Below are 23,546 nucleotides of genomic sequence, written 5' to 3' on the forward strand. Positions count from 1 at the left end.
CATGTTGGCGCGCGACTGGTACTACACGCAACGGCGGCAGGTCGGTCTCGATACCGCGGTGGCCTCGATCTATGACGTCAGCGAGGACAGTGATGTCCGTGCCCGCCAGGCGCTGACCATGCTCGGCGTCAAGCCGGGCTGGCGGATCGCCGATATCGGCTGCGGCAACGGCGTGCTGGCCACCGAGGCGGCGCTGATGGGCGCCGAGGTCGATGCCATCGACATCTCGCCGGCGATGATCGGGCTTGCCGAAATCTATGCGCGCGACCGCAAGGCGAAGATCCGGACCCAGCCGGCCGGCCTGTTGTCGTTCGCCTACCAACCGAATTCCTACGACCTCATCGTCAGCGAGTTCACGCTGCACCATCTTCCGGACTTCTGGAAGGCAGTGGCGCTGTCGCGAATCTTCAACGCGTTGAAGCCGGGCGCGAATTTCTACCTGCGCGACATGGTGTTCGTCGGCATGCCCGACGGTGTCGATCGCGATGTCGAAGGATGGGCCGACTTCTCGATCAAGAATCACGGTTTCGAGCGCGAAAGCGTGATCACCCACATGCGCGACGAATACTCGACCTTCGGCTGGGTGATGGAGCGCATGCTGACCGAGACCGGTTTCACGCTGGTCTCCGTTGATTACCACGCGCCGCTGCACGGCACCTATCTGCTGCGCAAACCGAAGCCCGACGAACAGATCTAGATCCCGACCGAAACGGAAGCAAAAGAAGAACAACAATGAAGCCGGCCGATGTTGGCATCGCCGTCATGGTCGCGGTGATCTGGGGGCTTGCGTTCGTCGCAAGCCGGATCGCGCTCGATGAGTTCTCGCCGGAGTTGATGACGACGCTGCGCTTCGCCATCGCCGCGCTGCCGTGCCTGTTCCTGCGCAAGCCCGGCGTTTCCTGGCCGCTTCTGATCGCGATTAGCGCCACGCTGTTCCTCGGCCAGTTCCTCGCACAGGCCTTTGCGATCGCGCATGGCGTTCCGGTCGGGCTTTCCAGCGTGATCGTGCAGAGCCAGGCGCTGTTCACCATCGCGTTTGCTGCCTTGGCTTTCGGTGAAATCCCGACGCGGACCCAGGCGATCGGCATCGCGATCGCCGCGCTCGGCCTGCTGATGATCTGCGGGACGGTCGGCTACGACTTCAGCGTCGCCGCGTTTGCGATCATCATGATCTGTCCGATCAGCTTCGCGATCGGCAATCTTCTTCTGCGGCAGGCGAACGGCGCGCCGATGTTCGATCTGTTCGCCTGGCTGTGCCTGTCCGCCGCGGTGCCGCTTGCGGTGCTGACCTTGATCACCAACGGCCCGCAGCCGACCTGGCATGCGCTGACCCATATGTCGCTGACCGGGCTCGTCTGCATGCTCTGCCTCGGCGGCATCTCGACCAGCATCGCCTACTGGCTGTGGGGCCGGCTGCTGCGGGATTATCCGGCGGCGCAGGTGGTGCCGTTTGCGCTGCTGGTGCCGTTCGTCGGCTCCGCCGCCTCGAGCATCGTGTTCGGCGAGACATTCGGACCGCTGCGGCTGGCCGGCATGGTCACCGTGATCGCCGGCATCGCCGTGATGCTGCTGTCGAAACGGCCAAAAGCTCTGCCGAAAGTCGCGTGAGGGCACCATGTCGAATTCGCTGCTGTTCGCCTTTGTCGTGTTCGCCGTCGTGATGTTCTTCACGCCGGGCCCCAACAACATCATGCTGCTGTCGTCGGGGCTGACCTACGGCTTCCGCCGCACGGTGCCCCACATCGCCGGCATCACGGTCGGCTTCGCCTTCATGGTCGGCGCGGTCGGCGTCGGGTTAGGGGCCGTCTTCATCGCCTATCCGGTGCTGCAGACAATCCTGAAATATGGTGGCGTCGCCTACCTGATCTATCTCGCCGCCGTCATCGCCATGGCCGAGCCGCCCTCGGCGGACAAGGACGACAGGGGCGGCCGCGGCCCGATGACGTTCTGGGGCGCCGCCATGTTCCAGTGGATCAATGCCAAGGGCTGGGTGATGGTGATCGGTACCATCACGGCCTATGCGGCGATTGCCGCCTTTCCCTGGAACATCGCGATCCAGGTCGGCCTGAGCCTGATCCTGGGCACGGTGTCTTGCATCGTCTGGGCCCTGTTCGGGACCGCCTTGCGGCCGATCCTGACCTCGCCCCGGGCGATCCGCGCCTTCAATGTGGTGATGGCCATCCTGCTGCTGGCCTCGCTCTACCCGGTCTTCATGGACGCATGATGCCGCACCGCGCCATGCGAGATGAGGGTTTCCCCTGAGGGGGAAAATGCTCTAGACAACGCCGGAAATTCGCGGGCGCCCGGCGGTTCTGACCTTCCGAAAGCCTGATTCATCGGCCGATTTTGGCCCCTTCAAACGAGGAAACCACGATGCGAGTTTACTACGATCGCGATGCCGACCTGAACCTGATCAAGGGCAAGAAGGTCGCCATCGTCGGCTACGGCAGCCAGGGCCACGCCCATGCGCTGAACCTGAAGGATTCAGGCGTCAAGGAAGTGGCGATTGCGCTGCGCAAGGGTTCGGCCTCGGCCAAGAAGGCCGAGAACGCCGGCTTCAAGGTGATGGAAGTCGCCGATGCCGCCAAGTGGGCCGACCTCGTCATGATGCTGACCCCGGACGAGCTGCAGGGCGACATCTATCGCGAGCACCTGCACGACAACATGAAGAAGGGCGCGGCGCTCGTGTTCGCCCACGGCCTCAACGTGCACTTCAACCTGCTCGATCCGCGCGCCGACCTCGACGTGCTGATGATCGCGCCGAAGGGCCCCGGCCACACCGTGCGCTCGGAATACCAGCGCGGCGGCGGCGTGCCCTGCCTGATCGCGATCGCCAAGGACTCGTCGGGCAACGCCCATGACCTCGGCCTCAGCTATGCCTCGGCGATCGGCGGCGGCCGCGCCGGCATCATCGAGACCACCTTCAAGGAAGAGTGCGAGACCGACCTGTTCGGCGAGCAGGTGGTGCTCTGCGGCGGCCTGGTCGAGCTGATCAAGGGCGGCTACGAGACGCTGGTCGAGGCCGGCTACGCGCCCGAGATGGCCTATTTCGAGTGCCTGCACGAAGTGAAGCTGATCGTCGACCTGATCTATGAAGGCGGCATCGCCAACATGAACTACTCGATCTCCAACACCGCCGAATACGGCGAGTACGTCACCGGTCCGCGTATCGTCACGGCCGAGACCAAGGCCGAGATGAAGCGCGTGCTCGCCGACATCCAGGGCGGCAAGTTCGCCCGCGACTGGATGCTGGAGAACAAGGTCAACCAGACCTCGTTCAAGGCGACCCGCGCCAAGCTCGCCGCGCATCCGATCGAGGAAGTCGGTGCCAAGCTGCGCGACATGATGCCCTGGATCAAGAAGGGCGCGCTGGTCGACAAGAGCAAGAACTGACAGGCGAAGCCTGTCATTCCGGGGCGGTCCGCAGGACCGAACCCGGAATCTCGAGATTCCGGGTTCGCCTCTTCGAGGCGCCCCGGAATGACGCGGTGATGAAAAAGGGTGGGCGCGTTGCCCACCCTTTTTCTTTGTCGCAGAGGCGCGGAGGCCTAGCCGGCCGCCATCGGCTGCTTCTCGATCCTGTTGTGCAGCTGCCAGAACCGCACCGTGCGCTGCGCGGTTTCCAGCGAGAGCCGGCGGTAGTCGCGCTGCGCGATCTCGAGCGTCGCATTGTCGAGCGGCAGCGGTAGCGGCCGCTTGCGCAGGATGGTTTCGACCGTCGGCCAGTTGAGCCGCGCCGAGCGGCACGGGATCAGGATCAGGTCGGAGCGCAGGCCGAGCATCAGGCGTTCGATCATCGCGATCGGCATGTCGTTGAGCACGGCAAGCGCGACCGTGACCTCGTCGAGCTTGCCCTCTTCGGCGAACTTGTAGACGGCCGCATCGTCGAGCTCGTTCAGCTGCTTCATCAGCTTGACCAGCTCTTCGGCGATGCCGTAGTTGCGGCGCGGCGCCGCGGCCTCTTCCTGGGCGATGTCGTTCAGCACCTGGCTGATCTCTTCGCGCGCCCTGGGCGACGCGATCGAGAGCAGGCGGGCGCGCACGGTGTCCTTGGCGCGCTGCAGCAGGTCGCGCAGCAGCTTGGCCGGAATGTCGATGCGCAGACCGAGGATCTCGACCAGCTCGTCGTCGCCTTCGGCGCGGGCGACGATGCTGGAATAGCCGTTGTCGGAGAACTGCGCTCCGGCGTTCTTGGCGAGGCGCCGGATCACCTTGTCCTCGCCGCGGTCGATGATCACGTCGGTGACGGAAGGCGGCAGATTTTCCCGCGCGGAGATCGCGAAAAGGTGATCCTGGCCCTTGCTGCTCGCGATCTCGCGCAGGGCGTCGTTCGAGAGGCGGCTGGAGTGGGTCAGCACGTCGCCGGCGACGCTGATGTCGTCGTCCCAGGCGAGGTGCTGAATCACCTCGAACGGCGCATAGTCGAGCGGTGCGAGCCGCTTGCTGAGCTCGGCCCGGGCACGAGTCTCGACGCGCGCGACCAAGAGGCAGAGCACGTCGTCGAACACCTTGACCTGTTCATCGTTGAGGCGGTCGCCGTCGTTCAGGAACAGATCGGTGACCTGCCGCAGCGTCTGCACGCGCTTGGCCGATGTCCCGTCCCGGACCGCATCCTCGAGTTCGGCAATAATCGATTGTGACGCCTGTTGCGCCATCGATGGGCAACCTTGTTTTTGTTGAATGACACCTGTCTGCGCACCATGCGGGGCGCGGTCTTACACCTGCGTTAAGGTGGAACCCGGTGCAAATACGGTGTGCGTCGCATCCTTAACAGGCTGCGACCGGACTCGATTCAATGCGCGCATTCGGCTCAGCGGAAGCTGATGCCGGTGCATTTTAACAGATCGTTTAGGACGATAGGCGCCGCGCGACGGAAAAGATGTCGATCGACGCTGCACGTCCGCGCAATTGCGTCGAGCCGAGCGGCTCGACGACTAAATCCCGGTCCGGCGGCAGCAGGCGGAGCAGGTCGCCCGATACCAGCAGCGGCCGGCCGGCCTCCTTGCAATGCGCCTGCAGCCGCGCCGTGACGTTCACGGTGTCGCCGAAATAGGCGATCTGTCGCCGCGAGTCCCCGCATTCCGCGATGACGACCGGACCGGCATGCATCCCGGCCCTAAACGCGGGCACCACGCCGAACTCCTTGCGATATTGATCGGCCCGCTTGGCGAGGCGATCCTCGATCGCGAACACGCAATCGAGATACCGCCGCGATTGCCCGTCGGCATTGGCCGCCCAGGTCACGATCACTTCGTCGCCGACATAGGCGTGGACTTCGCCGCCGTGCGACACGATCGGCTCGTCGATGTCGAAGAAGAAGCGCGTCAGCAATTCCTGCACGCGCAGCTCGCCCATCGACTCCGCTAGCGTCGTCGAGCCGACCAGGTCGAGAAACAGCAGCACGCGCTCCTCGCGCACCGGCTGCCGATAGCGTCCGAGCACGATGCCGAGCAGCGTATGCCCGCCGATCATCCGGACCAGCTCGTAGATCGTCGTGATCGGGATCGACAGCAGCAGGCCGACGCCAATGATCTTCAGGAAGGTTTCGCGCATCCACTTGGCTTCGAGCCCATGCCCGTAGAGCACGATTTCCAGCACGATCGCGGCGGCCGCAACGGTGACGGCGAGGATCACAGAGCGGCCGATCAGCTCGACGATGAGTGATTGCCGTCGCAGCCAGCCACCACGTGCGGCCAGATAGAGATGCGTCGCCCAGACGATCACCGTGAGGGCTGCGCCGTCGAGGGCGCTGCGCACATAATTCGAGACGGAGGCCTCGTCGGACTCATCGAAGGCATAGCGAAACAGCCCACCGACGAGCAGGCCGAACGCCGCCAAGACGATCACAGGCGTCACGGCGCGCCGCATGGTCCCCTCCACATCCATAAAACATCGTGCGCAGATCGGTAAGGCCGGCGGCTACCGCACAGTCGAAGAGCCTGAACAGATGTTGTGGCGTAGAAGTCTATATTGGCTCAACTTTCTTTCGTTGACGGTGGATCGACCGTTGGCCTTATGGCTTTCTTGGGATTGACGCGAGCGGCCTGGTCGCGGGCCTGCTGCGCAACGCGCTTGAGTTCATCCGAGATGTCTTGAGAGAAATGCTCAGAATGAAAGATCGATTCCGTGAGGCCCAGCGCAACCAACGGATCGACAGAGAAATAGCCTTTTAGATCCCTTACAGTCCGATAAAGCCTGGGTTGGTGGACGAGACAGTACGCCGCAAAGGCTTCCGACCTGGAAATTTCCTCGGCACGGTCTTCGTTGAATGAATGAAGCAGGACCTCGTTTTCATACTTCGCTTGATCGTAGGAATAGCAGTACAGTAGGAAGTCGGATGCCCACCAGCGCTTTGTCTCGTGTCGATAGCCATGTTCGGATAGCTCGAATAGTTTTGCCAGTCTTACGCTATTAATCGCCGCGGCTTCTGCTAGGTGCGATAAATCGTGCTTATCGTTAATCCGTTCGAGACGCATTCGAAACGCCAAGTCTCTCTCCGCTTGGCTCAAGTCGATGCGTTCAATTGCACTGGCGGCCTCACGCCACGCGCTGTGAGAGCTAGAGAATGAGAGGCAGTTTACAAGAAAGCGCTTGAAAGGCTCGTCGTGCATAAGCTCCTGACTGGCTTTCTTGATTGCGCGAGGATTGTTGACGCAGGCTTGGCACAATGTCTCTACGGCGATGTTGCTGTGGCCCATGGTCTTTACGTACAGACTAATATCTTGATCTAGATCCTGTCCGCCCTCAAATAGCGAACGTTCGAGTATGGCTTGGAGTGTGGAATCTTCAGTCGAGGAGCTGGTGAGCTTGCTTCGCAACCAGGATCGAAGCGACCTTGCTTTGTCGCCGAGAGATAAGCCTTGAAGAAAAGAAGCGACTTCTTCATCCTTGATGGATTCGAGTAGCTTCTGGGCAGCTTCTTTGCGTTCCTCCTTTCGAGGAGCGTCCGAGGCAATGCGCATCAGCTCAATTGTTTCGGCCGACTGTCGAGCGCCAAGGAATATATCAAGATTCTTGCTCCATCTGTCTCGGACTTCGGGAGGAAAGCTAAAGGCGGCGCCCTTCAATTCGCACTCGACAAACACAGTCCCCTTCAGTGAGCAGTCACGAAAATCGGCATCGCTGAAGTCGAACCCAGTAAGTTCGAGGCCATCGAGATTCATTTTGTCAAATGACATGCCGACAAAATCAGTTCGCTTGTCTAGGTTTGCGGCCACCAATTCCAAAAAATTGTCGCTTTGAGCCTCAACAATTGCCGTAATGCCGGCCAAGGCGGGTTCAGGTATGTCGACGTTTATGGTTTTCATCATTTGAAGCTGTGCCCGTGAAGTCTGATTGGTCGTCGGCAAAGTGCAAGAGTGGCGATGATTTTGACGAGGCCCCGCTTGTTGGGGTACGAAACGAATTCGTCTCCATCTTCTATGAGTAGACCCGATTTCGGGATTTCTAGTTCAAGGACTACGTCGTAATAGTTGGATTGTTTTGGCGCGACTGAGCCAACGAGCTCGCCGCTAAGAAGTGTTCCGCTCAAATATTTTTGGCTCGGGCGCGAATCGAAAACCAAGCTTGGGCCGTCAGCGTCTCCTCGCCAAAACACATGCTGCCAGGTTGTTGTGTTCTCTAACTTGGTTTCCTCGGCTGAGGATGTCCCTTTTCTTGAACTGCTGTTCAGTTTCGCAGAAGGTAGGGAGGATGCTGTCAATCCAATCTGATCGGTTTCAGACTCCGTGCGCGATAGGCGCTTTTTCAATGTGGCTTTAGCTTTGCCACTTAGCGACCAAGTCTGCTCTAGATTGCAAGCCAACGGAAATGCGCAGTTTTCAAGTCGGAAATTTAGGTAAGCACGTGCAAGCGCAACCCGGATTTGGATTGGACCTAGCGACAGGACATCGTCTGAAAATCGGGTTGTCAGATGGAGATTAGGTCCAGGCGCATTCCGTTCTCTAAAGTCGGCTTCGACGGTGCAGAGATAAGGTGCCCTTCTCTTGGTGATCAAAGGCGATTTGGTCATCATGTCTTCCCCCTTGTCGAATTGTAGGTGTACTTCCGCCGTTTTCAACTGAGGAGGGAAGCAATTGAGTGGTGCAGCGATGTTGGCTCTTTTTCCTAGTTCGATCTGGAATGTCCCGAATTTGCAGCTTGGGCCGAAGAGATCACATCCTGAAGCAGTCCAAAGGAGCGATAAAGAAACCTGCTGCTTTTTCCGGAGCGTCCACCGACGTCGGCCAGCCACAGCGGGCCTGCCGTGTGGTCGCGGATTGTTTGTATTATTCGTCCTCATCTCGTCGGCCTGGGCCGGGGATCAGGGCGATCCCGAGCAGCCCTACGACGGCGGCACCTACCAGATGGTCGGATGCCTCAAGGCCAAGACCGCGCAATGGGACAAGCGGATGAACGTCGCCTATCAGAAGGCGTTAAAGGATGCCGCCGACGACAAGCAGCGCGAACAGCTGCGCACCGCGCAACGGCTGTGGATCCAGTACCGTGACGCCAACTGCCTGTATTACAACCTCGGCGAGGGCACCATCGCCCGGCTTGATGCATGCGCAGCATGACCGAAGCCCGCGCTAGGGAACTGGAGAATCTCGGTCATCAGTGAGCCATCTTCCGGAGTCAGGACCGAGGTCATGACTGATGGAAAGAGCCAGGACGAATTGACCCAGCTTGCCGAGGAGGCGCTGCGCGCCCAGCCCGGCTGCGAAACCGCGCGTGTGCCGGCGGTCGCCGCGCTGCCCGATGCGCAGATCGGGCGCAACTGGGAAATTCCGAACGTCGTGCTCGGTGACAGCCTGATCAGTGACGTCGACCGCGCGGTGCTGTCGGTTCATCGCCAGCTCGGCCGCAAGTTCCACCCGGTGTGAGGTGGCCCGATCTCAGCTCGCCTGCGCCTGACGCGGCGCAGGCCGCGCGGCCATGCTGATCATCCTGAGCGCGAACACGGCGGCGAGCGGCAACAGGAACAGCGCGTAGAGCGGCATCTCGGGAATTCGCTTGCTGAACGAGACCATGAACTGCAGCAGCAGATAGTAGCCGCCGATGAGATGCAGCCGGCGCCAGGCGCGCGGGCCCAGCATCGCAGCCGTGCGATCGAATGAGGTCGCGGTCAACGCGATGATGAAGGCATATCCGATGCTGCCGAAGATGTACGAGACCGCCGAGGTTGCGGCGGCGAAGCCGGGCGGATCGAGGATCGCGAAGGCTGCGATCGCGACCGCATGGATGGCGTGCGAGGCCGCGAAGGTGACGCCCAGGTAACGGCGGTTGCGGCGCTGCCAGTGCGTCCAGGCGTTCGGCCACAGCCGCGCCAGCGCCGCCCCCGAGAAGGCGAGGCAGAAGAACAAGAGCGAGGTCCGCGCAGTGAAGCGGATCACCATCCGCACACCCTCGACCTCGAACTGCCGCATCGCGGCGATCCAGATTGAAAGCCCGATCAGGGTGAGCGTGAGCAGGCCAAACAGCCGCCAGCCCTCGAACCAGTTGCGATGCGTCGCCATATCCCGCCTCCCGTTCATGTAATCACCAGTTACATTTCGCGCCCACGCGCGGTCAATCCGTGTAATCATCGCTTACATTCACAAGCGGGTGATGCTAGTGGTGCGCCATGCGCCGCCCCGCCAAAAGCCCGTCCACCGGCCGCCGGTCCACCAAGCCGCGTCCGGTCGCGACGCGGGCGCCGGCGGCGAGGCCGTATCACCACGGCGACCTCCGCCGCGTCCTGATCGATGCCGCCATGCAACTGGTCGGCGAGGGCGGGCCGGAGGCGGTCAGCGTGCGCGAGGCCGCGCGCCGCGCCGGGGTCTCGCCGGGCGCGCCGTTCCGGCATTTCCCGAGCCGGGACGCACTGATGAATGCGGTGGCGGAGGAGGCGCAACGCCGCTTTCGCGCCGAGATCGAGGCGGCGCTGGCCGAGGCGCCGTCAGGCGATCCGCTCGGCCGCTTCCGCCATCTCGGGATCGCCTATCTGCGCTGGGCGATGAAGAACCCGACCCATTTCGAGATCATCTCCAGCCGCCGCTTCTTCGACCACGACCGCTCGGCCGCCGTCTCCAGCGACAATGCCGAATTGATCGGCCTGACCGAGCGCACGCTGGCGGAGGCATTTTCAGCTGGCCAACTTGGGACGCGCGACCTCAGGCAGGTCCAGATCGCCGGCCGCGCGCTGGTCTATGGCTTCGCGCGGATGCACATCGACGGCCATTTGCCGCGCTGGGGTGTCGGCGATGCGGAGGTCGAGCAGATGGCTGCCGACATCGTCGATCTCTTCATCGCGGGCATCGCGAGCCACGCCGCGCCGGCCGCCAAAGTTTAAGGCACGCGCGCTGCCTGCCGCGGCCAGGCCTGGGTAGGCAAATTCATTGCGCGTTCATGACGATTCAATTACGGTTTTGTGACGCGGCCCAGACACCGGCTGTGCCGCATGCCTCCTGGCCGTTGCCAGTCAAGGCGGTGGCATTGCGCCGGGTTGTATTGCGTCCCGCCCATGGCGCCCGCGCCTCAGCAGAACTCCTCCGTTGCCGCACTGGCCGGCGGTCTTGCCGCGCTCGGCATCTGGCGGTTGATGGCGGTCGCGGCACCGCATTTCGGCGCGCTGATCCTGATGCTGCGCACCGAGACCGATTTCGGATCGCGGCTTTGCTTCCTGCTCACCTGGGGAATCCTGAACTTCCTGTTCATCGCGCTGCTGCGCCGGCCGGCGCTGTCGGGCGCGCTGTCGCTGACGCTGGTCGTCGTGTTGGTGCTGTTGTCGCGCTTCAAGCACGACGTGGTGCAGATGACCGCGAATTTCGTCGACCTGATGGTGATCGACCGCGACACCGCGGCGTTCCTGCTGACGATCTTCCCGAGCCTGCGCTGGTCGATCATCGGCGCCGGCCTCGTCACGCTGCCCTTGATGTACGCGCTGTGGTGGCTCGATCCGTTCCGCATCCGCCGCCTGCCGGCTGCGGCCGCCTGCCTCGCCTGCACCGCGGCGCTCTCGGGTTATGCCTTCGCCTGGCCGGATGAAGCCTGGCGCGGCTATTACGACGACGGCTATCTCTCGAAGTTCGCGCGCTCCGGCGTCACGGCCGTGTCCGATTTCGTCGCCTACGGTTTCATGGAGTCGGATCCGACCGCGAGCGACCAGCTTAGGATGCCCCTGGTCGATGCCTGCCATCCTGCCGGGCGGCGGCCGAACATCATCATGATCCATGATGAATCGAGTTTTGACATCCGCGCCGCCTCCGGCGTCAAGGTGCCGCCGGGCTATGGCAGCCAGTTCAAGTCCTATGACGGCGTCGAGCGCAAATTCCTCGCCGAGAGCAATGGCGGGCCGAGCTGGTTCACGGAGTACAACGTGCTTGCGGGATTGTCCTCACGCTCGTTCGGCCGGTTCTCCTATTTCGTCACCCGCATCGCATCGGGACGCGTGGAGCGCGGCCTGCCGTTGGCGCTGCGCCGCTGCGGCTACGACACGCTCTCGCTCTATCCCGCATTCGGCGCCTTCATGAGCGCGCGCAACTTCCAGACCACGACCGGCATCCAGCGCTTCTACGACGCGCATGACCTGCATGCGAAGGACGTCGAGCCCGACAGCTTCTTCTACGACAAGGCGCTGAAGCTGATGGCCGAGCAGAAGACGTCAGGCACGCCGCTGTTCGCCTTCGTCTATCTCGCCGCCAATCATTTCCCCTGGGAAACCAAATTCCACCCCGAGTTGCTGCCGTCGTGGAAGCGGCCGGGCAATAGGCCCGCGGTCGACGAATATCTGCGCCGGCAGGCGATGAGCGCTGGCGACTATGCCGGCTTCGTCGCGGCGCTGAAAAAGAAGTTTCCGGCGCAGCCTTTCCTGATCGTGCGTTACGGCGATCATCAGCCGGAATTCTCGCCGCAGCTGCTAGATCCCGATCTCGACGAGGCCGGCATCGGCAAGAAGCTGATGGATTACGATCCGCGTTACTACGCGACCTACTATGCGATCGACGCCATCAACTTCGAGCCGGTGAAGAGCCCGGCGGTGATGGACACGATCGACGCCGCCTATCTGCCGCTGGTGATTCAGGAAGCTGCCGGCATTCCGCTCGATCCGTCGTTCGAGGAGCAGAAGGCGATCATGCTTCGTTGCAACGGCGCATTCTATTCCTGCAAGGACGGCGCAGAAGCACGCCGCTTCAATCGCCTGTTGATCGACGCGGGGATCATCAAGGGATTGTGAGACGTCGTCATTGCGAGGAGCGTAGCGACGAAGCAATCCATCTTTCGTCGCATGCGGAGAGGTGGATTGCTTCGCTTCGCTCGCAATGACGGCGAGAGGCTATTTTCCGCCGACCTTCTCCCACAGCCAGCGCGCCACGGCGTCGGGCGACGATGATGCGTCATTGCCCGACGCGCGCAAGTTCGCCTCGCGCATCTCGGCGATATCGATCCTGCCGAGCAGCGGCCGCAGCGCCGCCTTGAGCGTCTCGTCGTCGCGTCGCTTTGGCGACAGCAGCACGATGGCGTCATAGGGCGGGATGGCGTGCCTGTTGTCCTCGAGCGTGACAAGATCGTATTTCGCGATCAGCCCGTCGCTGGTGTAGCCCGCGATCACGTCGACCTCGCCGGAGGCGACCGCCGCATACATGAAATCCGGCTGCATCTGACGCTGGGCGCGGAACGTCAGCCCATAAGCCTTCTGGATGCCGGCCCATTCCGGCCGCGAGAAGAATTCATAGTCGCCGGCGATCGACATCGTCGCGGCGCGTGACGCGAGGTCGGCGATCGAATGGATGCCGAGCTCTTCGGCGCGCTTCCTCGGCATCACCAGCGCATAGGCATTCTCGAAGCCGAGCTCGCCGAGCAGCGTGATGTTCTGCTTCGCCAGCGTCGTCTGCAATTCGCCCAACAGCTCGGCGCGGGGTTTGATGTCGGTGTGGTGGAACTGGTTGGCCCACAGCGTGCCGGAATAGTCGACATAGACATCGATATCGCCGGCCGTGAGCGCGTCGAAGATCACGTTGGAGCCGAGGCCGGCGCGGGTCGTGGCCGGAAAGCCGGCCGCTTGCAGCCGCTGCGCGATCAACGCCGACAGCACATATTGCTCGGTGAACGTCTTGGCGCCGACGACGATGCCCGCATGCGGGCGCGCGATCGTGGGCACCAGCGTCGCCGCGATCAGGGCGGCAATACCAAGCCCGCCGAGCGCCGTCCGGACGCGGCTGCGATTACGCAGGCCGTTCTCGATCAGCGCCAGCAATTGGTCGACCACAAGCGCGAGCACGGCCGCAGCGAAGCAGCCGAACAGCACGAACACCCAGTTCTGGGTCTGCAATCCCGCGAAGATATAGTTGCCGAGGCTGGTCTGGCCGATCGGCGTCGACAAGGTGGCGGTGCCGATCACCCATACCGCCGCGGTGCGGATTCCAGCCATCATCACCGGCAGCGCCAGCGGAAGCTCGACCATGGTGAGCGATTGCCGCGGCGTCATGCCGACGCCCTGGGCGGCTTCCAGCACCGCCGGATCGACGCCCGACAGGCCGGTGATGGTGTTGCGCAACACCGGCAGCATCGAATAGAGCGCGAGCGCAAGCACCGCCGGCAGGAAACCGAACGCGGAGAAGCTGAAGCCGAGCCACGCCGCGGTCAACGCGGCGAGCGCCAGCAGCAGCGGATAGAACAACGCGAGCAGCGCGAGACCGGGCACGGTCTGCACGATGCTGGCAAGCCCGAGCAACGTCGTGCGCAGCACCGGCCGGTTACGAGCGATGATCGCAAGCGGCAGGCTGATCAGAAGCCCGAGCGCCAGCGCGGCGACGCTGACCCGCACATGATTGCCGAGATAATCGGGCAGATGCGCGAGCGCCTCGCACCAGCGCGGATCGGCTGATAGGTTCATGCGGTGTCGCCCCGCGGCAGCAAAGCGCCCAGGCGTTCCGCCTGCCGGCGCGGCGTGCGCATCAGTTCGCCGACATAGCCATCGGTGCTGGCCGAGAGCTCCGCCGGCGTGCCCTGGGCCAGCAGCCTGCCGCCACGCATCACCGCGACACGGTCGGCCAGCAGCAACGCCTCGGTCATGTCGTGGGTGATCATGACCGTGGTCAGGCCGAGCTCGCGGTGCAGCGTTCGATAATCGTCGCCGAGCGCGTCGCGGGTGAGGGGATCGAGCGCGCCGAACGGCTCGTCCATCAGCACGATGCGCGGCTTCGCAGCCAGCGCACGCGCGACGCCGACGCGTTGACGCTGGCCGCCGGAGAGTTCGTGCGGCATACGCTCGCGATATTGTGAGGGGTCGAGCCGCACAAGGTCGAGCAGTTCGTCGACCCGCGCCGAGATCTCCGCCTGCGTCCAGCCGAGAAGCTTCGACGTGATGCCGATGTTGCCGGCGACGGACAGATGCGGAAACAGCCCACCGCTCTGGAAGACATAGCCGATGCGGCGCCGCAGCAGGATGGGATCGACGCGGCTGACATCTTCACCTTCGACGGCGATCCGGCCGTGGTCGGCTTCGATCAGGCGATTGGCGAGCCTCAGCAGCGTCGTCTTGCCGGAGCCCGAGCCGCCGACGATCGCCAGGAATTCACCCTCGGCCACGTCAAGCGAGACGTCGTCGACCGCCACCACGCGACCACTGTCAAAACTCTTGCCGACATGCGCATAGGCAATCAGCGGCGTTACGGGCATTCCAGGGCGACCTCATGTCTCACCGTCGTGAACGACAGTGATAGCCCATAAAATGGACTTTGACTTGAGGCGCGCGCCTGCGCCGTGTGGTTTCGCAGGCTGTTCCGGTCGAAGCGGATCAGCCCCGTCCGGGGCTGTGAGCACACATCACACTTCGTTCTTGGGTACGTACTTGCCCATGATGCATTTATAGCTCTGCAGGTGCCATTCGTGATACGGCCCCTTGGCGAGCCAATCGGCGATGCCGATCTGCGCATTCACTGCGCAGGCGCCCATGGTGATGCCGGATTGGTCACTCGTGGTGACGACCTTTTCCATGCAGAGTTGAGCATTGCAGAGGATGGCGACGAGCGTAACGAGCATGACGGCCTTTATCAGTGGGGTTAACCCGGTCTGACCCGAATCATGCAGGGTTCATGCCACTATCAGCAGCTTTGGCGCCGCAGCGGGCAAGACCGGGAAAGTACGGCCGGAGCGAATCGTCACGCCCGTCAGCGCGTAGCCGCACGCCCGTAGATACGCTATAGTCGCTGCCCAACTACGACGTGAGATCGGGGCGAGCGAGGAACGTTGCGCGGTCGGGGGCTGCATCGATGATGACGTTACCTGAGTTGGCGGCAGGTGCTTTGGAGAAGTTTCTCGCCACGCATGTCAGCCGCACTTTCGGCGCTTCGCAGGCGCGCTTCGGCGAACTGCTGCCTGCCGCCGCGCGCATCGCGCTGGAATGCATCGGCAACAGCGACGCGCTCTACCACAATGTCGAGCACACGATGCTGGTCACGCTCGCCGGGCATGACATCATCCGCGGCCGCGCGCTGCACACCCATGTCACCGCCGAGGATTACACCCACACGATCATTGCCTGCCTGACCCACGACATCGGCTATGTGCGCGGTCTTTTGAAAGGCGATGGACCCGATGGCTACGTCATCGATGCCTCCGGCAAGAAGGTGGTGCTGCCGCGTGGCTCGTCGGATGCCGGCTTGATGCCGTATCATGTCGACCGCTCGAAGCTGTATGTGCTCGACAGGCTCGAAGCCGTCCTTCCGCTCGATCGCGAGCGCGTCGCGCGCAACATCGAGGGCACGCGGTTTCCGGCGCCCGAGGGCCAGCAATATGACGGTGAGGCGTCGATCGTCCGGGCGGCCGATTTCATCGGTCAGCTCGGCGATCCCAACTACATCAGGAAGGCCAACGCGCTCTATCACGAGTTCGAGGAGGTCGGCATCAACCGCCAGCTCGGCTATGAGTCGCCGGCCGATATCGTCGACCGCTATCCGCAATTCTACTGGAACATGGTTGCGCCGCACATTCAGGGCGCCATCAACTGCCTGAACATGACGGCAAGCGGCCGCCAGTGGATCGCGAACCTCTATAGCAACGTGTTCCGCGCCGAGCGCGAGGTGACGTTGTCCGGCCCGCAAATCTGACGCCGCGGCCTTTCAGCACGGATTGCGCTGCGTTCCCGAGCCGTTCGCGGAGTGTCCACATTTAGGCCTGCTTCGTCGTTGCACAGTCCGTGGAAATCAGCGACCTTGCGCCATGGATCCCTCCAGCGACCGTGTTTTCGACCGTTTCAGCATGATCTCCCGTTTCGCTCAATTGATTGCGGCTGCCGTCCTCTGCTGGCCGGCGCTCGCCGTTGCCGCCGGTCCGGTCTACGACGTCGACCTGTACGCGTTGATGTCCGGCACTTGCCGCAATGTTACCGTTGCGGGCCGCAGTTACACCTGCAAGGCAGTCGCCTATTTCCACACTCTGCGCGGCCGTTCCGAATTCACCGTGGTGCTCGACGATCCCGCCGACAAGAGCCACATCGTCTCGTTCTCGGGCGAGAGCACCGAGCGCACCCAGGACAATCTGTTCGAGCTCGCGGTCGACCGCATGCTGCTGAAGTCGAGCGACCGCCCGCGCGTCGACGGTCTGCCGGTGCCGCTGGTCGAGATGTCGACGGGTTCCTGCCGTCAGGTCGGAAGCTTTATCACGCGGCAGGTGTCCACAATCTCCTGCGCCGCGACCGATCAGAACGGCAAGAAGTACGAGCTGAGCTTCGAATCTGACGGCTCGCCGATGACGTTGCGCCGGTTGCGGCAATCGACGCTGCCGTCCGAACGGCAGCGGGCGCGCCAGATCGCGCAGCTCGAATGTCGTCTCAAGGCGCGCGCCGCGCAGGTGCTGCCGCGGGACACGACGGCTTTCATGATCCGCTGCCTCGGCGAGGGCGACGGCAAGCCGGCCGACGAACAGCGATAGCCACGCGCCCGGCGACCCGGACCAGGCTTGAGGAGAATTCGATGCGCTTGAAATTCATCATCATCATCGCCGCCCTCGGCGCTGGTCTCGCCGGGCCCGCCGCCGCGCAAATGTACGATCCGAATTTCCCGGTCTGCATGGAAGTCTATGAAGGCAGGCTGACGCCCGAGTACGTCGATTGCAGCTTCACGTCGCTTCCGCAATGTCAGGCGACGGCCTCGGGGCGGTCGGCATCGTGCTCGGTCAATCCATTCTACAAGGGTGCAAAAAAGCCGACCAAGGAGCGGGGTCAACGATACCGCCAACCCGGTAACTAGCGCTTGGGCTGACCGTCATCATGCCCGAATGGCCGTCGCGCCGCTGGTGTGGTTGACTAACTCCGGCAGTTGTGAGGAAACCGTCCGAGCAACAAGGAGGGACCGATGCGCCTGAAACTGTTCGCGATCGCCGCATTCGCGGTCGCCTTGGCCGGACCTGCAGCCGGGCAGGCTTACGATCCGAACTATCCGGTGTGCATGCATGTCTATGGCGGCCGGGTCGGCGGCGGAAACTATATCGATTGCAGCTTCACCTCGATCCCGCAGTGCCAGGCGAGCGCGTCAGGCCGTGGCGCGATGTGCTCGGTGAATCCGTTTTTTGCTCCGCCACCGCCTCCGAAGCGCCGGACGCATCGCCGCCATCACGCTTACTGATGAAGGGGTACCTGGTCCGTCGAACGCCGGCCGTCAGACCGGCACGTTTAACGCATCGTAAGTGAATAGCCAGTCATAGCGCTCGCGCACCCGGTCCGGCTGCCATTCGCGCGAAACATAGGCGTCGGCACCTTCGGCGTCGGCAAGCGCGGGATTATGGAAGCGCCTGGCGTTCTCGGCCGACTTCACCACGATCGCATTGGTCCGCATCAGCCGCGCGGCCTGGTAGCGCCGCAGCGCTTCCTCGGGCGGGAAGCTTTCAAGACAGCGCGCCAGGACCATGCCGTCCTCGATCGCCATGTTGGCGCCCTGAGCCAGGAACGGCAGTGTCGGATGCGCGGCGTCGCCGAGCACGCAGGCGCGCCCGACGATAAAGCGATCGAGCGGGTCGCGGCCGAGCAGCGCCCATTTGTAGGGAATATCGAGGCTCGCGATGATGGTGTGAATCTCTGGATTCCATCCGGCAAAGGCATCGCTGCAGGCCTCGCGCGTGCCGCGTTCGGTCCACGACTCGACCGACCAGCTCTCACCCTCGAAGATGCCGACGAAGTTCAACAGCGCGCCGCGGCGCACCGGATAGGTGATGACGTGGCCGCCCGGGCCGATCCAGTTGGTGCCGACGTCGCGTTGCAGGCTCGCCGGCAGCCGTTCCGTCGGTACCAGGCCGCGCCAGGCGGCCACGCCCGAAAAGAATGGTTTGGTGTCGCCGCCGATCTGCCGGCGAATTTCGGAGTGCACGCCGTCGGCGCCGACCACGACGTCGCCGCGCCGACGCTCGCCATTGGCAAGGTGCAGCCAGATGCCGTCGCCGTCCTGGTCAAATCCGCTGCAGCGACTGCCGAGATGCAGGCGTCCCGGCGCCCGAGCCTTGAATGCGTCGACCAGCACGCGGTGAAAGTCGCCGCGATGCACCATCCAGTAGGGCGCGCCGTAGATCGCGCGCGAGGAGGCGCCGAGGTCGAACAATTTCCAGGTCCGCCCGGTGCTGAACAGCCTGATCTCCTTGCCCGAGGGCTCGCAGGCGATCGCCTGCATCCCTTGCTCGAGCCCGAGCGCGATCAGGACGCGTGTGCCGTTGGCGCTGAGCTGGACACCGGCGCCGAGCTCGCGCAGCTCGGACGCCTGCTCGAAGATCTCGACCTCGATGCCACGCTGCAGCAGCGACAGCCCCGCGACGAGGCCGCCGATCCCGGCGCCGGCAATCAGGACTTTCGGCTTGCGGTGTGTATTCACGCGAACACCGCTATCTGCGCGTGATCAGGAAGTCGTCGGTGAATTCGCCGCGCGACAGCTTGACCGGGATCTCGCCGTCGCTGCCGATCTCGACGATCTCTGAGCCGGACTTGTTATCCTCAGGGGTTAACAGCTCGATGCGCTCTGCGATCCGCTCCGCCTGCCAATCGGTCAGCTTCCAGGCAAACCGGCCGCCGAGATCGCGCATGCCGAATTCGTCGTCGGCGGGCGCAAGCACCAGCGCGTCGCGCGAGACGGCGCCGGGAATTCGCTCCGCCACGGCAATGGTCTGCGGGTTCTCGGCAAAGCGCCGCAGCAGCTTTGCCAGCGCGGCGAGATCGGCGGCTTCGCCCAGGAACAGGAACAGCGGATGAAAATCGCTCGGCATGTATTCAAATCGCAGCATGATCGTCGGTCCGTTGACTGGGACTACTCGCTAAGCACCTTGATGACGTCCTGGGCATGGCACAGCTCCACCGTGCCGACGTCGGCGGGCCGGGCAGGGCACTCCAGATAGCGCACCTGCAGCCACTGGCCGTCGTCCATGTTCTCCACCACTTCGGCGAGGACGCCGGCCTCCAGTTTCAGCCGCGTCCCCACCTTGATCGCCATCACGTCAATCATCGCTACCTTGACCTCGCCCGGAGTTGGCCTCGCTCAGAAGAACGTGGTGAGATTCTTGGCCAGCAGGATGTTCTGTTCAAGCAATATCTCGCGCCGCGCGATCTTCCAGCCATTGTCGGTCAGGCGCAGCGTGTCGTTGCGACGGCCGACGAAGATGTAGGTCTCGTACTCGACGCGGTTCTGGTAGACGAGGAAGCGGCTGGTGACGTCGAGCTCGCGCGCCGCGTCGACATCCGGCCGCGCGCCCTTGATCTGTACATTGCTGACCATATGCGTGATGCGCGACAGCGGCTCCTCGGCATAGTGCACGCCGGTCAGGATCTGCTCGACCCGCTTGGTCAATGTCCATTTGTCCTCGTCGAACCAGCTGATGCCTTCGCCCCGTTTGGTGTTCTCGCGCGCGGCCTGCTGGCCGAACTTCACGTTGCGGCGGATCGGCATGAAATAGCTGATGTCGTCGGTGAGTAGCTCGAGCCAGTCGCGGAAGCGCCGGTCGTCGAGCAAATCGGCCTCGTGGTAGTAGAAATCCTCGACATCGGCCTTCAGCCGGTAGTAGGTCGCCGATCGCTCGATCGCGGCGTTGCCGGCGTGTTGTTGTTGGTCCTGATCCTGAACGGTCGTCATCGCTATCTCCTCATCAGGCATCGCAGGGTTGTCAGAGCGCCGGCTTGGGCGGAATCGGCCCGCCCTGCTGGGCGAAGCAGCCGACATCGATCACGGTGCCGGACAGCGTTTCGGCTTCCGGCGACAGCAGGAAGGCGACCACATTGGCGATGTCGTCACCGGCGGCGACGCGGCCCGCGGCGGTGCCCGGTGCGCCCTTGCCGAAACGCGCCGCATCGCCGCCGACACGGCCGAGGCTCATGCCGCTGACGATGCCGCCGCCACCGGGGATCACGGTGTTGACGCGGATCCGCTGGTGGAAGAAGTCGTAGGCCATCGCTGCGCTGAGCGCGACAACGCCGCCCTTGCTCGCGCTGTAGATCGCCATGTTCGGCTTGCCCCAGCCGGCGCCGGAGCCGATGTTGACGATCGAGCCGCCGCCTTGCGCGATCATGTGCGGGATCGCGGCACGGCTGGTCAGATACGGTCCCTTGAGATTGACGGCGATGATCCGGTCGAACAGCGCCTCGTCGGTGTCGAGCACGGTGCCGAGCGGGCCGATCGCGGCGTTGTTGACGACGCCGTCGATGCGCCCGAACCGCGCCATCGCGTGCGCGACCACGTTGGCGACATCGCCGGCCTGTGACACATCGGCTTCCATCAGTTCGGCGGAGAGCCCTTCGCGATCAAGCTCCTGGCGCAAGGCCGGAATGGCGTTCTGCGCGGTACTCGAGACCTGTGCCGCCTCGAGACCGAAGGCGACCACCGCGTGGCCGCGCCTGGCGAGGCCGAGCGTGATCGCGCGGCCGATGCCGAAGGTGCCCCCGCTGACGAGGACGGTTTTTGCGGGCGCGGTCATTCTGCGGCCTGCCGGTTGCCCGCGGGCGATCCGAGCAACTCGTGCCAGTCGCCGCCCTGCATGTAGGTGGTCCAGCGGCGGTAGAAGCCGCGCGCGATCTGCTCGGTGACTTGGGTCGAGACATCGCCGCCGAGCGGATGATCGGTCACGTAGGCGCCCATCGACTGCTGATAGTTGAAGGGATAGCGCCGCGCCACCGTGCCGGTGCTCGCCGCGGTCGCATAGAGCCAGTTCTCCATGTCGTCCTGCTCGGTCATGCCGGCCGGGCCGGAGTAGCGCATGTAGTAGCGGCGCAGATATTCCTTGGCTTCCTTCGGCGCGTCCTTGTCGACGAGGAAGAAGCGCCAGCCTTCGGTCGAGGTCGGGCTGTGCGGATGCCAGGCGCAAAGTCCGCGCGGCTGGCGGCCGTGATAGGAGGTGTTGGGGAAGATCGTGCCGACGAACGGCAGCAGCCGCGCCCCTTCGCCGAGCCGCCGCTTGCGCTCCTCGAAACAGTGCCGGAAGTATTTTTCGAGGATCGGGTTGTCGAGGAAGGACTCGATGTATTCATTGGCCTCCGGCTGGATCGCGCTGTGTACGCCATGGCCTTCCGGAAAGCTGATCCAGACGTGCTGCGCCTTCTCCAGCTCGTCGTCGCGGCGACCCTTCTTGCCGGCGGCAGCGCTCGGCCCGATGCCGATCAGGTCGACCGAGCGATGGCTTGGGTTGTGATAGGTGTCGCCGAGGAAATTCTCGGCCGCGAATTTCCAGTTGGCGGGGAACACCCATTTGTGGACGCCGATCACCTCGGAGCCGCCCTCGCGGCCGTCGCGGCAGTCGAGCGCCTGGTCGAGATGGACCTTGGCATCGCCGAGATAGGTGATGAAGTCGGGCGCGTCCTTGTCCCAGGTCGCCCAGATCGAGCCTTTGTAGTTGCAGAGCTTCGCCACCGAGACCAGCGAGTTGGCCTCGCGGTCGAGCACCCCGTCGTACAGCGTCCGGTGCAGCGGAACGCCCTGCAGCTTGCCGTCGGTGGTGTAGGTCCAGCTGTGATAGGGGCAGGTGAACAACGACGTGTTGCCCTGCTCGTAGCGGCACACCTTCATGCCGCGGTGCCGGCACGAATTGAGGAAGACGTGAATCTCGCCCTTCTTGTCGCGGCACAGGATGACGGATTCCTCGCCCATCCGCGACGTGTAGAAATCGCCGGGATTGGGCACCAGGCTTTCGTGGCCGACCAGCAGCCAGGCGCGGGTGAAGACCTTGTCGAGCTCCTGCCGGTAAATATCGGCGTCCACGAAGATCTCGCGGCTGATGAAGCCACCCTTGACGTTAACAAGCTGATCGAAATCGTTGCGAAGCGGCATCGGCTCCTCCTTGATCTAGCATGCGCGACCGTGCGTCGCGGCGATAATGGTGCGTCCTACTTGTCGAGCTTGCAGCCGCCGGTTCCCTCGGGGCGGAACGCCTTGTCGCCGGGGATGGCCGCGATCTTCTGGTAGTAGTCCCAGGGATATTTGCTCTCATCCGGCTTCTTCACGCGGTAGAGCGAGAGGTCGTAGACGACGCGGCCGTCTTTGCGGATGTGCGCGGGGCGGCCGAAGAAATCGACCGGCAGCTTGCGCATCTCGGCATTGACCGCCTTGGCCTCGTCGCTGCCGCCGGCCTCGATCGCCTTCAGGTAATGGCGCACGGCGGCGTAGGTCGCGGCCTGCAATTTGGTCGGCTCGCGCTTCTCGATCTCGATGAAGCGCTTGGCGAAGGCGCGGGTGCCGTCGTCGTCATCCCAGTAATATTGGGACGCGATGTACATGCCCTGCGCGTCGCGCAGGCCGATCGAATGGACATCGGAGATGAAGGTCAGCATGCCGACGATGGTCTGCCCGCCTTGTTGCAGGCCGAATTCGTGGGTCTGCTTGACCGCGTTGACGGTGTCGGCGCCGGTGCCGGCCAGCGCCACCACCTTGGCGCCGGAGCTCTGCGCGGCCAGCAAAAAGGATGAGAAGTCGGTGGTGTTGAAGGGATAGCGCACCGCGCCGATCACCTTGCCGCCGGCATCGGTGACGGCGCGTGAGGCATCCTTCACCATCGCGCTGCCGAACGAATAGTCGACCGCGACGAAGAACCATTCCTTGCCGACGCGGCGGCTCAGCTCGCCGACCAGGCCGGCCGACAGCGCGTAGGTGTCGTCGGCCCAATGCGTGACGACGGGCGAGCATTTGTCGCCGGTGAGGTCCGATGTCGCTGCGCCCGAGACCAGCGCGGTGCGGTTGCTCTGCGTCGCAAGGCCGGCGACGGCGAGGCCGACCGAGCTCACCGCGAGATCGGTCACCGCGTCGACATGCTCGACGTCGAACCATTGCCGGGCGATCCCGACCGCGACGTCGGGCTTGTTCTGGTGATCCGCCGAGATGATCTCGATCGGCTTGCCCAGCACCTTGTTGTGAAAATCCTCAGCGGCAAGCTTGGCGGCGGTCACCGAGCCCGGCCCGCCGAGATCGCGGCCGCTGCCGTAGTCGCCCAGCACTGCAATCCGCACCACGCCGTCCGAAATGCCCGAGCCGTCGGATGCGGCGTGCGCCAGCGGCGTCGAGAGCATCAGCGTGGCGATCGCGGCGGCGGCCCATCTGCGCGAGGCGTCTGTCTGCAGCAATTCCAATCCTCCC

The 23,546-nt window shown here is 63.6% G+C and carries 27 protein-coding genes; 12 read left to right on the forward strand and 15 right to left on the reverse strand.

Annotated features, from left to right (window positions below; genetic code table 11):
* The first annotated feature begins 1 nt into the window (after position 1).
* The 4 genes from PMN64_RS18235 (at position 2) to ilvC (ending at position 3,393) form a co-directional block, all read left to right on the forward strand.
* A complete protein-coding gene (locus tag PMN64_RS18235; protein ID WP_028332477.1) occupies positions 2 to 697 on the forward strand; it encodes a class I SAM-dependent methyltransferase in 696 nt (231 codons plus the stop codon).
* Between the two features lie 35 nt (positions 698 to 732).
* Positions 733 to 1,608, forward strand: coding sequence for an EamA family transporter (locus PMN64_RS18240; protein WP_304496385.1), 876 nt, complete (start codon positions 733 to 735; stop codon positions 1,606 to 1,608).
* 7 nt (positions 1,609 to 1,615) lie between these two features.
* On the forward strand, positions 1,616 to 2,224 hold the full coding sequence (locus PMN64_RS18245) for a LysE family translocator (RefSeq protein ID WP_411781629.1): 609 nt from the start codon (positions 1,616 to 1,618) through the stop codon (positions 2,222 to 2,224).
* 149 nt (positions 2,225 to 2,373) lie between these two features.
* Positions 2,374 to 3,393 carry a ketol-acid reductoisomerase gene (gene ilvC, locus PMN64_RS18250; protein ID WP_225162567.1) on the forward strand — a complete coding sequence of 340 codons (1,020 nt, stop codon included), beginning with the start codon at positions 2,374 to 2,376 and terminating at the stop codon, positions 3,391 to 3,393.
* Between the two features lie 155 nt (positions 3,394 to 3,548).
* On the opposite strand, the gene PMN64_RS18255 is transcribed toward ilvC, so the two are convergent.
* The 4 genes from PMN64_RS18255 to PMN64_RS18270 form a co-directional block, all read right to left on the reverse strand.
* Positions 3,549 to 4,655 (reverse strand): DUF2336 domain-containing protein, encoded by a 1,107-nt coding sequence (locus PMN64_RS18255; protein ID WP_069277951.1) that lies wholly within the window; start codon positions 4,653 to 4,655, stop codon positions 3,549 to 3,551.
* A gap of 193 nt (positions 4,656 to 4,848) precedes the next feature.
* Positions 4,849 to 5,868, reverse strand: coding sequence for an adenylate/guanylate cyclase domain-containing protein (locus tag PMN64_RS18260; protein WP_411781630.1), 1,020 nt, complete (start codon positions 5,866 to 5,868; stop codon positions 4,849 to 4,851).
* A 107-nt stretch (positions 5,869 to 5,975) separates the two neighbouring features.
* Positions 5,976 to 7,310 carry a pentapeptide repeat-containing protein gene (locus PMN64_RS18265; protein ID WP_411781631.1) on the reverse strand — a complete coding sequence of 445 codons (1,335 nt, stop codon included), beginning with the start codon at positions 7,308 to 7,310 and terminating at the stop codon, positions 5,976 to 5,978.
* The gene (locus tag PMN64_RS18270) at positions 7,307 to 8,014 is read right to left on the reverse strand and encodes a hypothetical protein (protein WP_411781632.1); all 708 of its coding nucleotides are present in this window, start codon (positions 8,012 to 8,014) and stop codon (positions 7,307 to 7,309) included. The genes PMN64_RS18265 and PMN64_RS18270 overlap by 4 nt, the downstream gene beginning before the upstream one ends.
* 244 nt (positions 8,015 to 8,258) lie before the next feature.
* On the opposite strand from PMN64_RS18270, the gene PMN64_RS18275 reads away from it, so the two are divergent.
* Entirely contained in the window at positions 8,259 to 8,555 is a 297-nt protein-coding gene (locus tag PMN64_RS18275) for a lysozyme inhibitor LprI family protein (protein ID WP_411781633.1), read from the forward strand.
* A 72-nt stretch (positions 8,556 to 8,627) separates the two neighbouring features.
* On the forward strand, positions 8,628 to 8,861 hold the full coding sequence (locus PMN64_RS18280; protein WP_411781634.1) for a hypothetical protein: 234 nt from the start codon (positions 8,628 to 8,630) through the stop codon (positions 8,859 to 8,861).
* 12 nt (positions 8,862 to 8,873) lie between these two features.
* Here the strand turns inward: PMN64_RS18280 and PMN64_RS18285 are convergent, their stop codons facing one another.
* Positions 8,874 to 9,494, reverse strand: a complete 621-nt coding sequence (locus tag PMN64_RS18285) for a hypothetical protein (RefSeq protein WP_411781635.1) — start codon at positions 9,492 to 9,494, stop codon at positions 8,874 to 8,876.
* Between the two features lie 107 nt (positions 9,495 to 9,601).
* On the opposite strand from PMN64_RS18285, the gene PMN64_RS18290 reads away from it, so the two are divergent.
* Positions 9,602 to 10,309, forward strand: a complete 708-nt coding sequence (locus PMN64_RS18290) for a TetR/AcrR family transcriptional regulator (protein ID WP_411781636.1) — start codon at positions 9,602 to 9,604, stop codon at positions 10,307 to 10,309.
* Positions 10,310 to 10,480: 171 nt separating this feature from the next.
* Complete coding sequence (locus PMN64_RS18295; protein ID WP_411781637.1) at positions 10,481 to 12,193, forward strand: sulfatase-like hydrolase/transferase; 1,713 nt, start codon at positions 10,481 to 10,483, stop codon at positions 12,191 to 12,193.
* A gap of 99 nt (positions 12,194 to 12,292) precedes the next feature.
* Here PMN64_RS18295 and PMN64_RS18300 read toward each other — a convergent pair whose 3' ends face one another.
* The 3 genes from PMN64_RS18300 to PMN64_RS18310 form a co-directional block, all read right to left on the reverse strand.
* Positions 12,293 to 13,852 carry a glycine betaine ABC transporter substrate-binding protein gene (locus PMN64_RS18300; protein WP_411781638.1) on the reverse strand — a complete coding sequence of 520 codons (1,560 nt, stop codon included), beginning with the start codon at positions 13,850 to 13,852 and terminating at the stop codon, positions 12,293 to 12,295.
* Positions 13,849 to 14,637: an ATP-binding cassette domain-containing protein gene (locus tag PMN64_RS18305; RefSeq protein WP_411781639.1), complete on the reverse strand. Its 789-nt coding sequence runs from the start codon at positions 14,635 to 14,637 to the stop codon at positions 13,849 to 13,851. Before PMN64_RS18305 ends, PMN64_RS18300 begins: the two co-directional genes overlap by 4 nt.
* Positions 14,638 to 14,784: 147 nt before the next feature.
* Positions 14,785 to 15,000, reverse strand: coding sequence for a hypothetical protein (locus PMN64_RS18310; protein WP_016844293.1), 216 nt, complete (start codon positions 14,998 to 15,000; stop codon positions 14,785 to 14,787).
* A 230-nt stretch (positions 15,001 to 15,230) separates the two neighbouring features.
* Here PMN64_RS18310 and PMN64_RS18315 point away from each other — a divergent pair, with 230 nt between their 5' ends.
* The 4 genes from PMN64_RS18315 to PMN64_RS18330 all read left to right on the forward strand — a co-directional run bounded on the left by PMN64_RS18315 (position 15,231) and on the right by PMN64_RS18330 (position 17,582).
* Positions 15,231 to 16,067 (forward strand): metal-dependent phosphohydrolase, encoded by an 837-nt coding sequence (locus tag PMN64_RS18315; RefSeq protein ID WP_411781640.1) that lies wholly within the window; start codon positions 15,231 to 15,233, stop codon positions 16,065 to 16,067.
* Positions 16,068 to 16,218: 151 nt separating this feature from the next.
* Positions 16,219 to 16,890 (forward strand): hypothetical protein, encoded by a 672-nt coding sequence (locus PMN64_RS18320; protein WP_411781641.1) that lies wholly within the window; start codon positions 16,219 to 16,221, stop codon positions 16,888 to 16,890.
* A 41-nt stretch (positions 16,891 to 16,931) separates the two neighbouring features.
* Positions 16,932 to 17,207: a DUF3551 domain-containing protein gene (locus tag PMN64_RS18325; RefSeq protein WP_411781642.1), complete on the forward strand. Its 276-nt coding sequence runs from the start codon at positions 16,932 to 16,934 to the stop codon at positions 17,205 to 17,207.
* A 105-nt stretch (positions 17,208 to 17,312) separates the two neighbouring features.
* On the forward strand, positions 17,313 to 17,582 hold the full coding sequence (locus tag PMN64_RS18330; RefSeq protein ID WP_304496372.1) for a DUF3551 domain-containing protein: 270 nt from the start codon (positions 17,313 to 17,315) through the stop codon (positions 17,580 to 17,582).
* Positions 17,583 to 17,615: 33 nt separating this feature from the next.
* Here the strand turns inward: PMN64_RS18330 and PMN64_RS18335 are convergent, their stop codons facing one another.
* Genes PMN64_RS18335 through PMN64_RS18365 form a run of 7 tightly spaced genes read right to left on the reverse strand, consistent with a single transcriptional unit; the run spans position 17,616 to position 23,539 of the window.
* Positions 17,616 to 18,815 (reverse strand): FAD-dependent monooxygenase, encoded by a 1,200-nt coding sequence (locus tag PMN64_RS18335; protein WP_411781643.1) that lies wholly within the window; start codon positions 18,813 to 18,815, stop codon positions 17,616 to 17,618.
* Positions 18,816 to 18,825: 10 nt separating this feature from the next.
* Positions 18,826 to 19,221 carry a hypothetical protein gene (locus PMN64_RS18340; RefSeq protein ID WP_411781644.1) on the reverse strand — a complete coding sequence of 132 codons (396 nt, stop codon included), beginning with the start codon at positions 19,219 to 19,221 and terminating at the stop codon, positions 18,826 to 18,828.
* A 23-nt stretch (positions 19,222 to 19,244) separates the two neighbouring features.
* A complete protein-coding gene (locus PMN64_RS18345; protein ID WP_411781645.1) occupies positions 19,245 to 19,439 on the reverse strand; it encodes a hypothetical protein in 195 nt (64 codons plus the stop codon).
* Positions 19,440 to 19,472: 33 nt separating this feature from the next.
* Positions 19,473 to 20,063 carry a 3-phenylpropionate/cinnamic acid dioxygenase subunit beta gene (locus PMN64_RS18350; RefSeq protein ID WP_411781646.1) on the reverse strand — a complete coding sequence of 197 codons (591 nt, stop codon included), beginning with the start codon at positions 20,061 to 20,063 and terminating at the stop codon, positions 19,473 to 19,475.
* A gap of 31 nt (positions 20,064 to 20,094) precedes the next feature.
* The gene (locus PMN64_RS18355) at positions 20,095 to 20,901 is read right to left on the reverse strand and encodes an SDR family NAD(P)-dependent oxidoreductase (protein WP_411781647.1); all 807 of its coding nucleotides are present in this window, start codon (positions 20,899 to 20,901) and stop codon (positions 20,095 to 20,097) included.
* Positions 20,898 to 22,247: an aromatic ring-hydroxylating oxygenase subunit alpha gene (locus PMN64_RS18360; RefSeq protein ID WP_028342369.1), complete on the reverse strand. Its 1,350-nt coding sequence runs from the start codon at positions 22,245 to 22,247 to the stop codon at positions 20,898 to 20,900. The genes PMN64_RS18355 and PMN64_RS18360 overlap by 4 nt, the downstream gene beginning before the upstream one ends.
* A gap of 56 nt (positions 22,248 to 22,303) precedes the next feature.
* Positions 22,304 to 23,539: an ABC transporter substrate-binding protein gene (locus PMN64_RS18365; RefSeq protein ID WP_411781648.1), complete on the reverse strand. Its 1,236-nt coding sequence runs from the start codon at positions 23,537 to 23,539 to the stop codon at positions 22,304 to 22,306.
* Positions 23,540 to 23,546 lie beyond the last annotated feature (7 nt).

Origin of the sequence: Bradyrhizobium sp. UFLA01-814 (genome assembly GCF_046718885.1) — a bacterium.
GTDB lineage: Bacteria > Pseudomonadota > Alphaproteobacteria > Rhizobiales > Xanthobacteraceae > Bradyrhizobium > Bradyrhizobium elkanii.

Excerpts from the sequence above, each read along its gene's own strand:
- PMN64_RS18325 (WP_411781642.1), top strand. The coding sequence starts at position 16,932 with ATGCGCTTGAAATTCATCATCATCATCGCCGCCCTCGGCGCTGGTCTC.
- PMN64_RS18355 (WP_411781647.1), bottom strand. The coding sequence starts at position 20,901 with ATGACCGCGCCCGCAAAAACCGTCCTCGTCAGCGGGGGCACCTTCGGC.
- PMN64_RS18235 (WP_028332477.1), top strand. The coding sequence starts at position 2 with ATGTTGGCGCGCGACTGGTACTACACGCAACGGCGGCAGGTCGGTCTC.
- PMN64_RS18340 (WP_411781644.1), bottom strand. The coding sequence starts at position 19,221 with ATGCTGCGATTTGAATACATGCCGAGCGATTTTCATCCGCTGTTCCTG.
- PMN64_RS18245 (WP_411781629.1), top strand. The coding sequence starts at position 1,616 with ATGTCGAATTCGCTGCTGTTCGCCTTTGTCGTGTTCGCCGTCGTGATG.
- PMN64_RS18285 (WP_411781635.1), bottom strand. The coding sequence starts at position 9,494 with ATGGCGACGCATCGCAACTGGTTCGAGGGCTGGCGGCTGTTTGGCCTG.
- PMN64_RS18305 (WP_411781639.1), bottom strand. The coding sequence starts at position 14,637 with ATGCCCGTAACGCCGCTGATTGCCTATGCGCATGTCGGCAAGAGTTTT.
- PMN64_RS18290 (WP_411781636.1), top strand. The coding sequence starts at position 9,602 with ATGCGCCGCCCCGCCAAAAGCCCGTCCACCGGCCGCCGGTCCACCAAG.
- PMN64_RS18310 (WP_016844293.1), bottom strand. The coding sequence starts at position 15,000 with ATGCTCGTTACGCTCGTCGCCATCCTCTGCAATGCTCAACTCTGCATG.
- PMN64_RS18345 (WP_411781645.1), bottom strand. The coding sequence starts at position 19,439 with ATGATTGACGTGATGGCGATCAAGGTGGGGACGCGGCTGAAACTGGAG.
- PMN64_RS18240 (WP_304496385.1), top strand. The coding sequence starts at position 733 with ATGAAGCCGGCCGATGTTGGCATCGCCGTCATGGTCGCGGTGATCTGG.
- PMN64_RS18315 (WP_411781640.1), top strand. The coding sequence starts at position 15,231 with ATGATGACGTTACCTGAGTTGGCGGCAGGTGCTTTGGAGAAGTTTCTC.
- PMN64_RS18350 (WP_411781646.1), bottom strand. The coding sequence starts at position 20,063 with ATGACGACCGTTCAGGATCAGGACCAACAACAACACGCCGGCAACGCC.
- PMN64_RS18320 (WP_411781641.1), top strand. The coding sequence starts at position 16,219 with ATGATCTCCCGTTTCGCTCAATTGATTGCGGCTGCCGTCCTCTGCTGG.
- PMN64_RS18260 (WP_411781630.1), bottom strand. The coding sequence starts at position 5,868 with ATGCGGCGCGCCGTGACGCCTGTGATCGTCTTGGCGGCGTTCGGCCTG.
- PMN64_RS18295 (WP_411781637.1), top strand. The coding sequence starts at position 10,481 with ATGGCGCCCGCGCCTCAGCAGAACTCCTCCGTTGCCGCACTGGCCGGC.
- PMN64_RS18280 (WP_411781634.1), top strand. The coding sequence starts at position 8,628 with ATGACTGATGGAAAGAGCCAGGACGAATTGACCCAGCTTGCCGAGGAG.
- PMN64_RS18265 (WP_411781631.1), bottom strand. The coding sequence starts at position 7,310 with ATGATGAAAACCATAAACGTCGACATACCTGAACCCGCCTTGGCCGGC.
- ilvC (WP_225162567.1), top strand. The coding sequence starts at position 2,374 with ATGCGAGTTTACTACGATCGCGATGCCGACCTGAACCTGATCAAGGGC.
- PMN64_RS18270 (WP_411781632.1), bottom strand. The coding sequence starts at position 8,014 with ATGATGACCAAATCGCCTTTGATCACCAAGAGAAGGGCACCTTATCTC.
- PMN64_RS18255 (WP_069277951.1), bottom strand. The coding sequence starts at position 4,655 with ATGGCGCAACAGGCGTCACAATCGATTATTGCCGAACTCGAGGATGCG.
- PMN64_RS18300 (WP_411781638.1), bottom strand. The coding sequence starts at position 13,852 with ATGAACCTATCAGCCGATCCGCGCTGGTGCGAGGCGCTCGCGCATCTG.
- PMN64_RS18360 (WP_028342369.1), bottom strand. The coding sequence starts at position 22,247 with ATGCCGCTTCGCAACGATTTCGATCAGCTTGTTAACGTCAAGGGTGGC.
- PMN64_RS18330 (WP_304496372.1), top strand. The coding sequence starts at position 17,313 with ATGCGCCTGAAACTGTTCGCGATCGCCGCATTCGCGGTCGCCTTGGCC.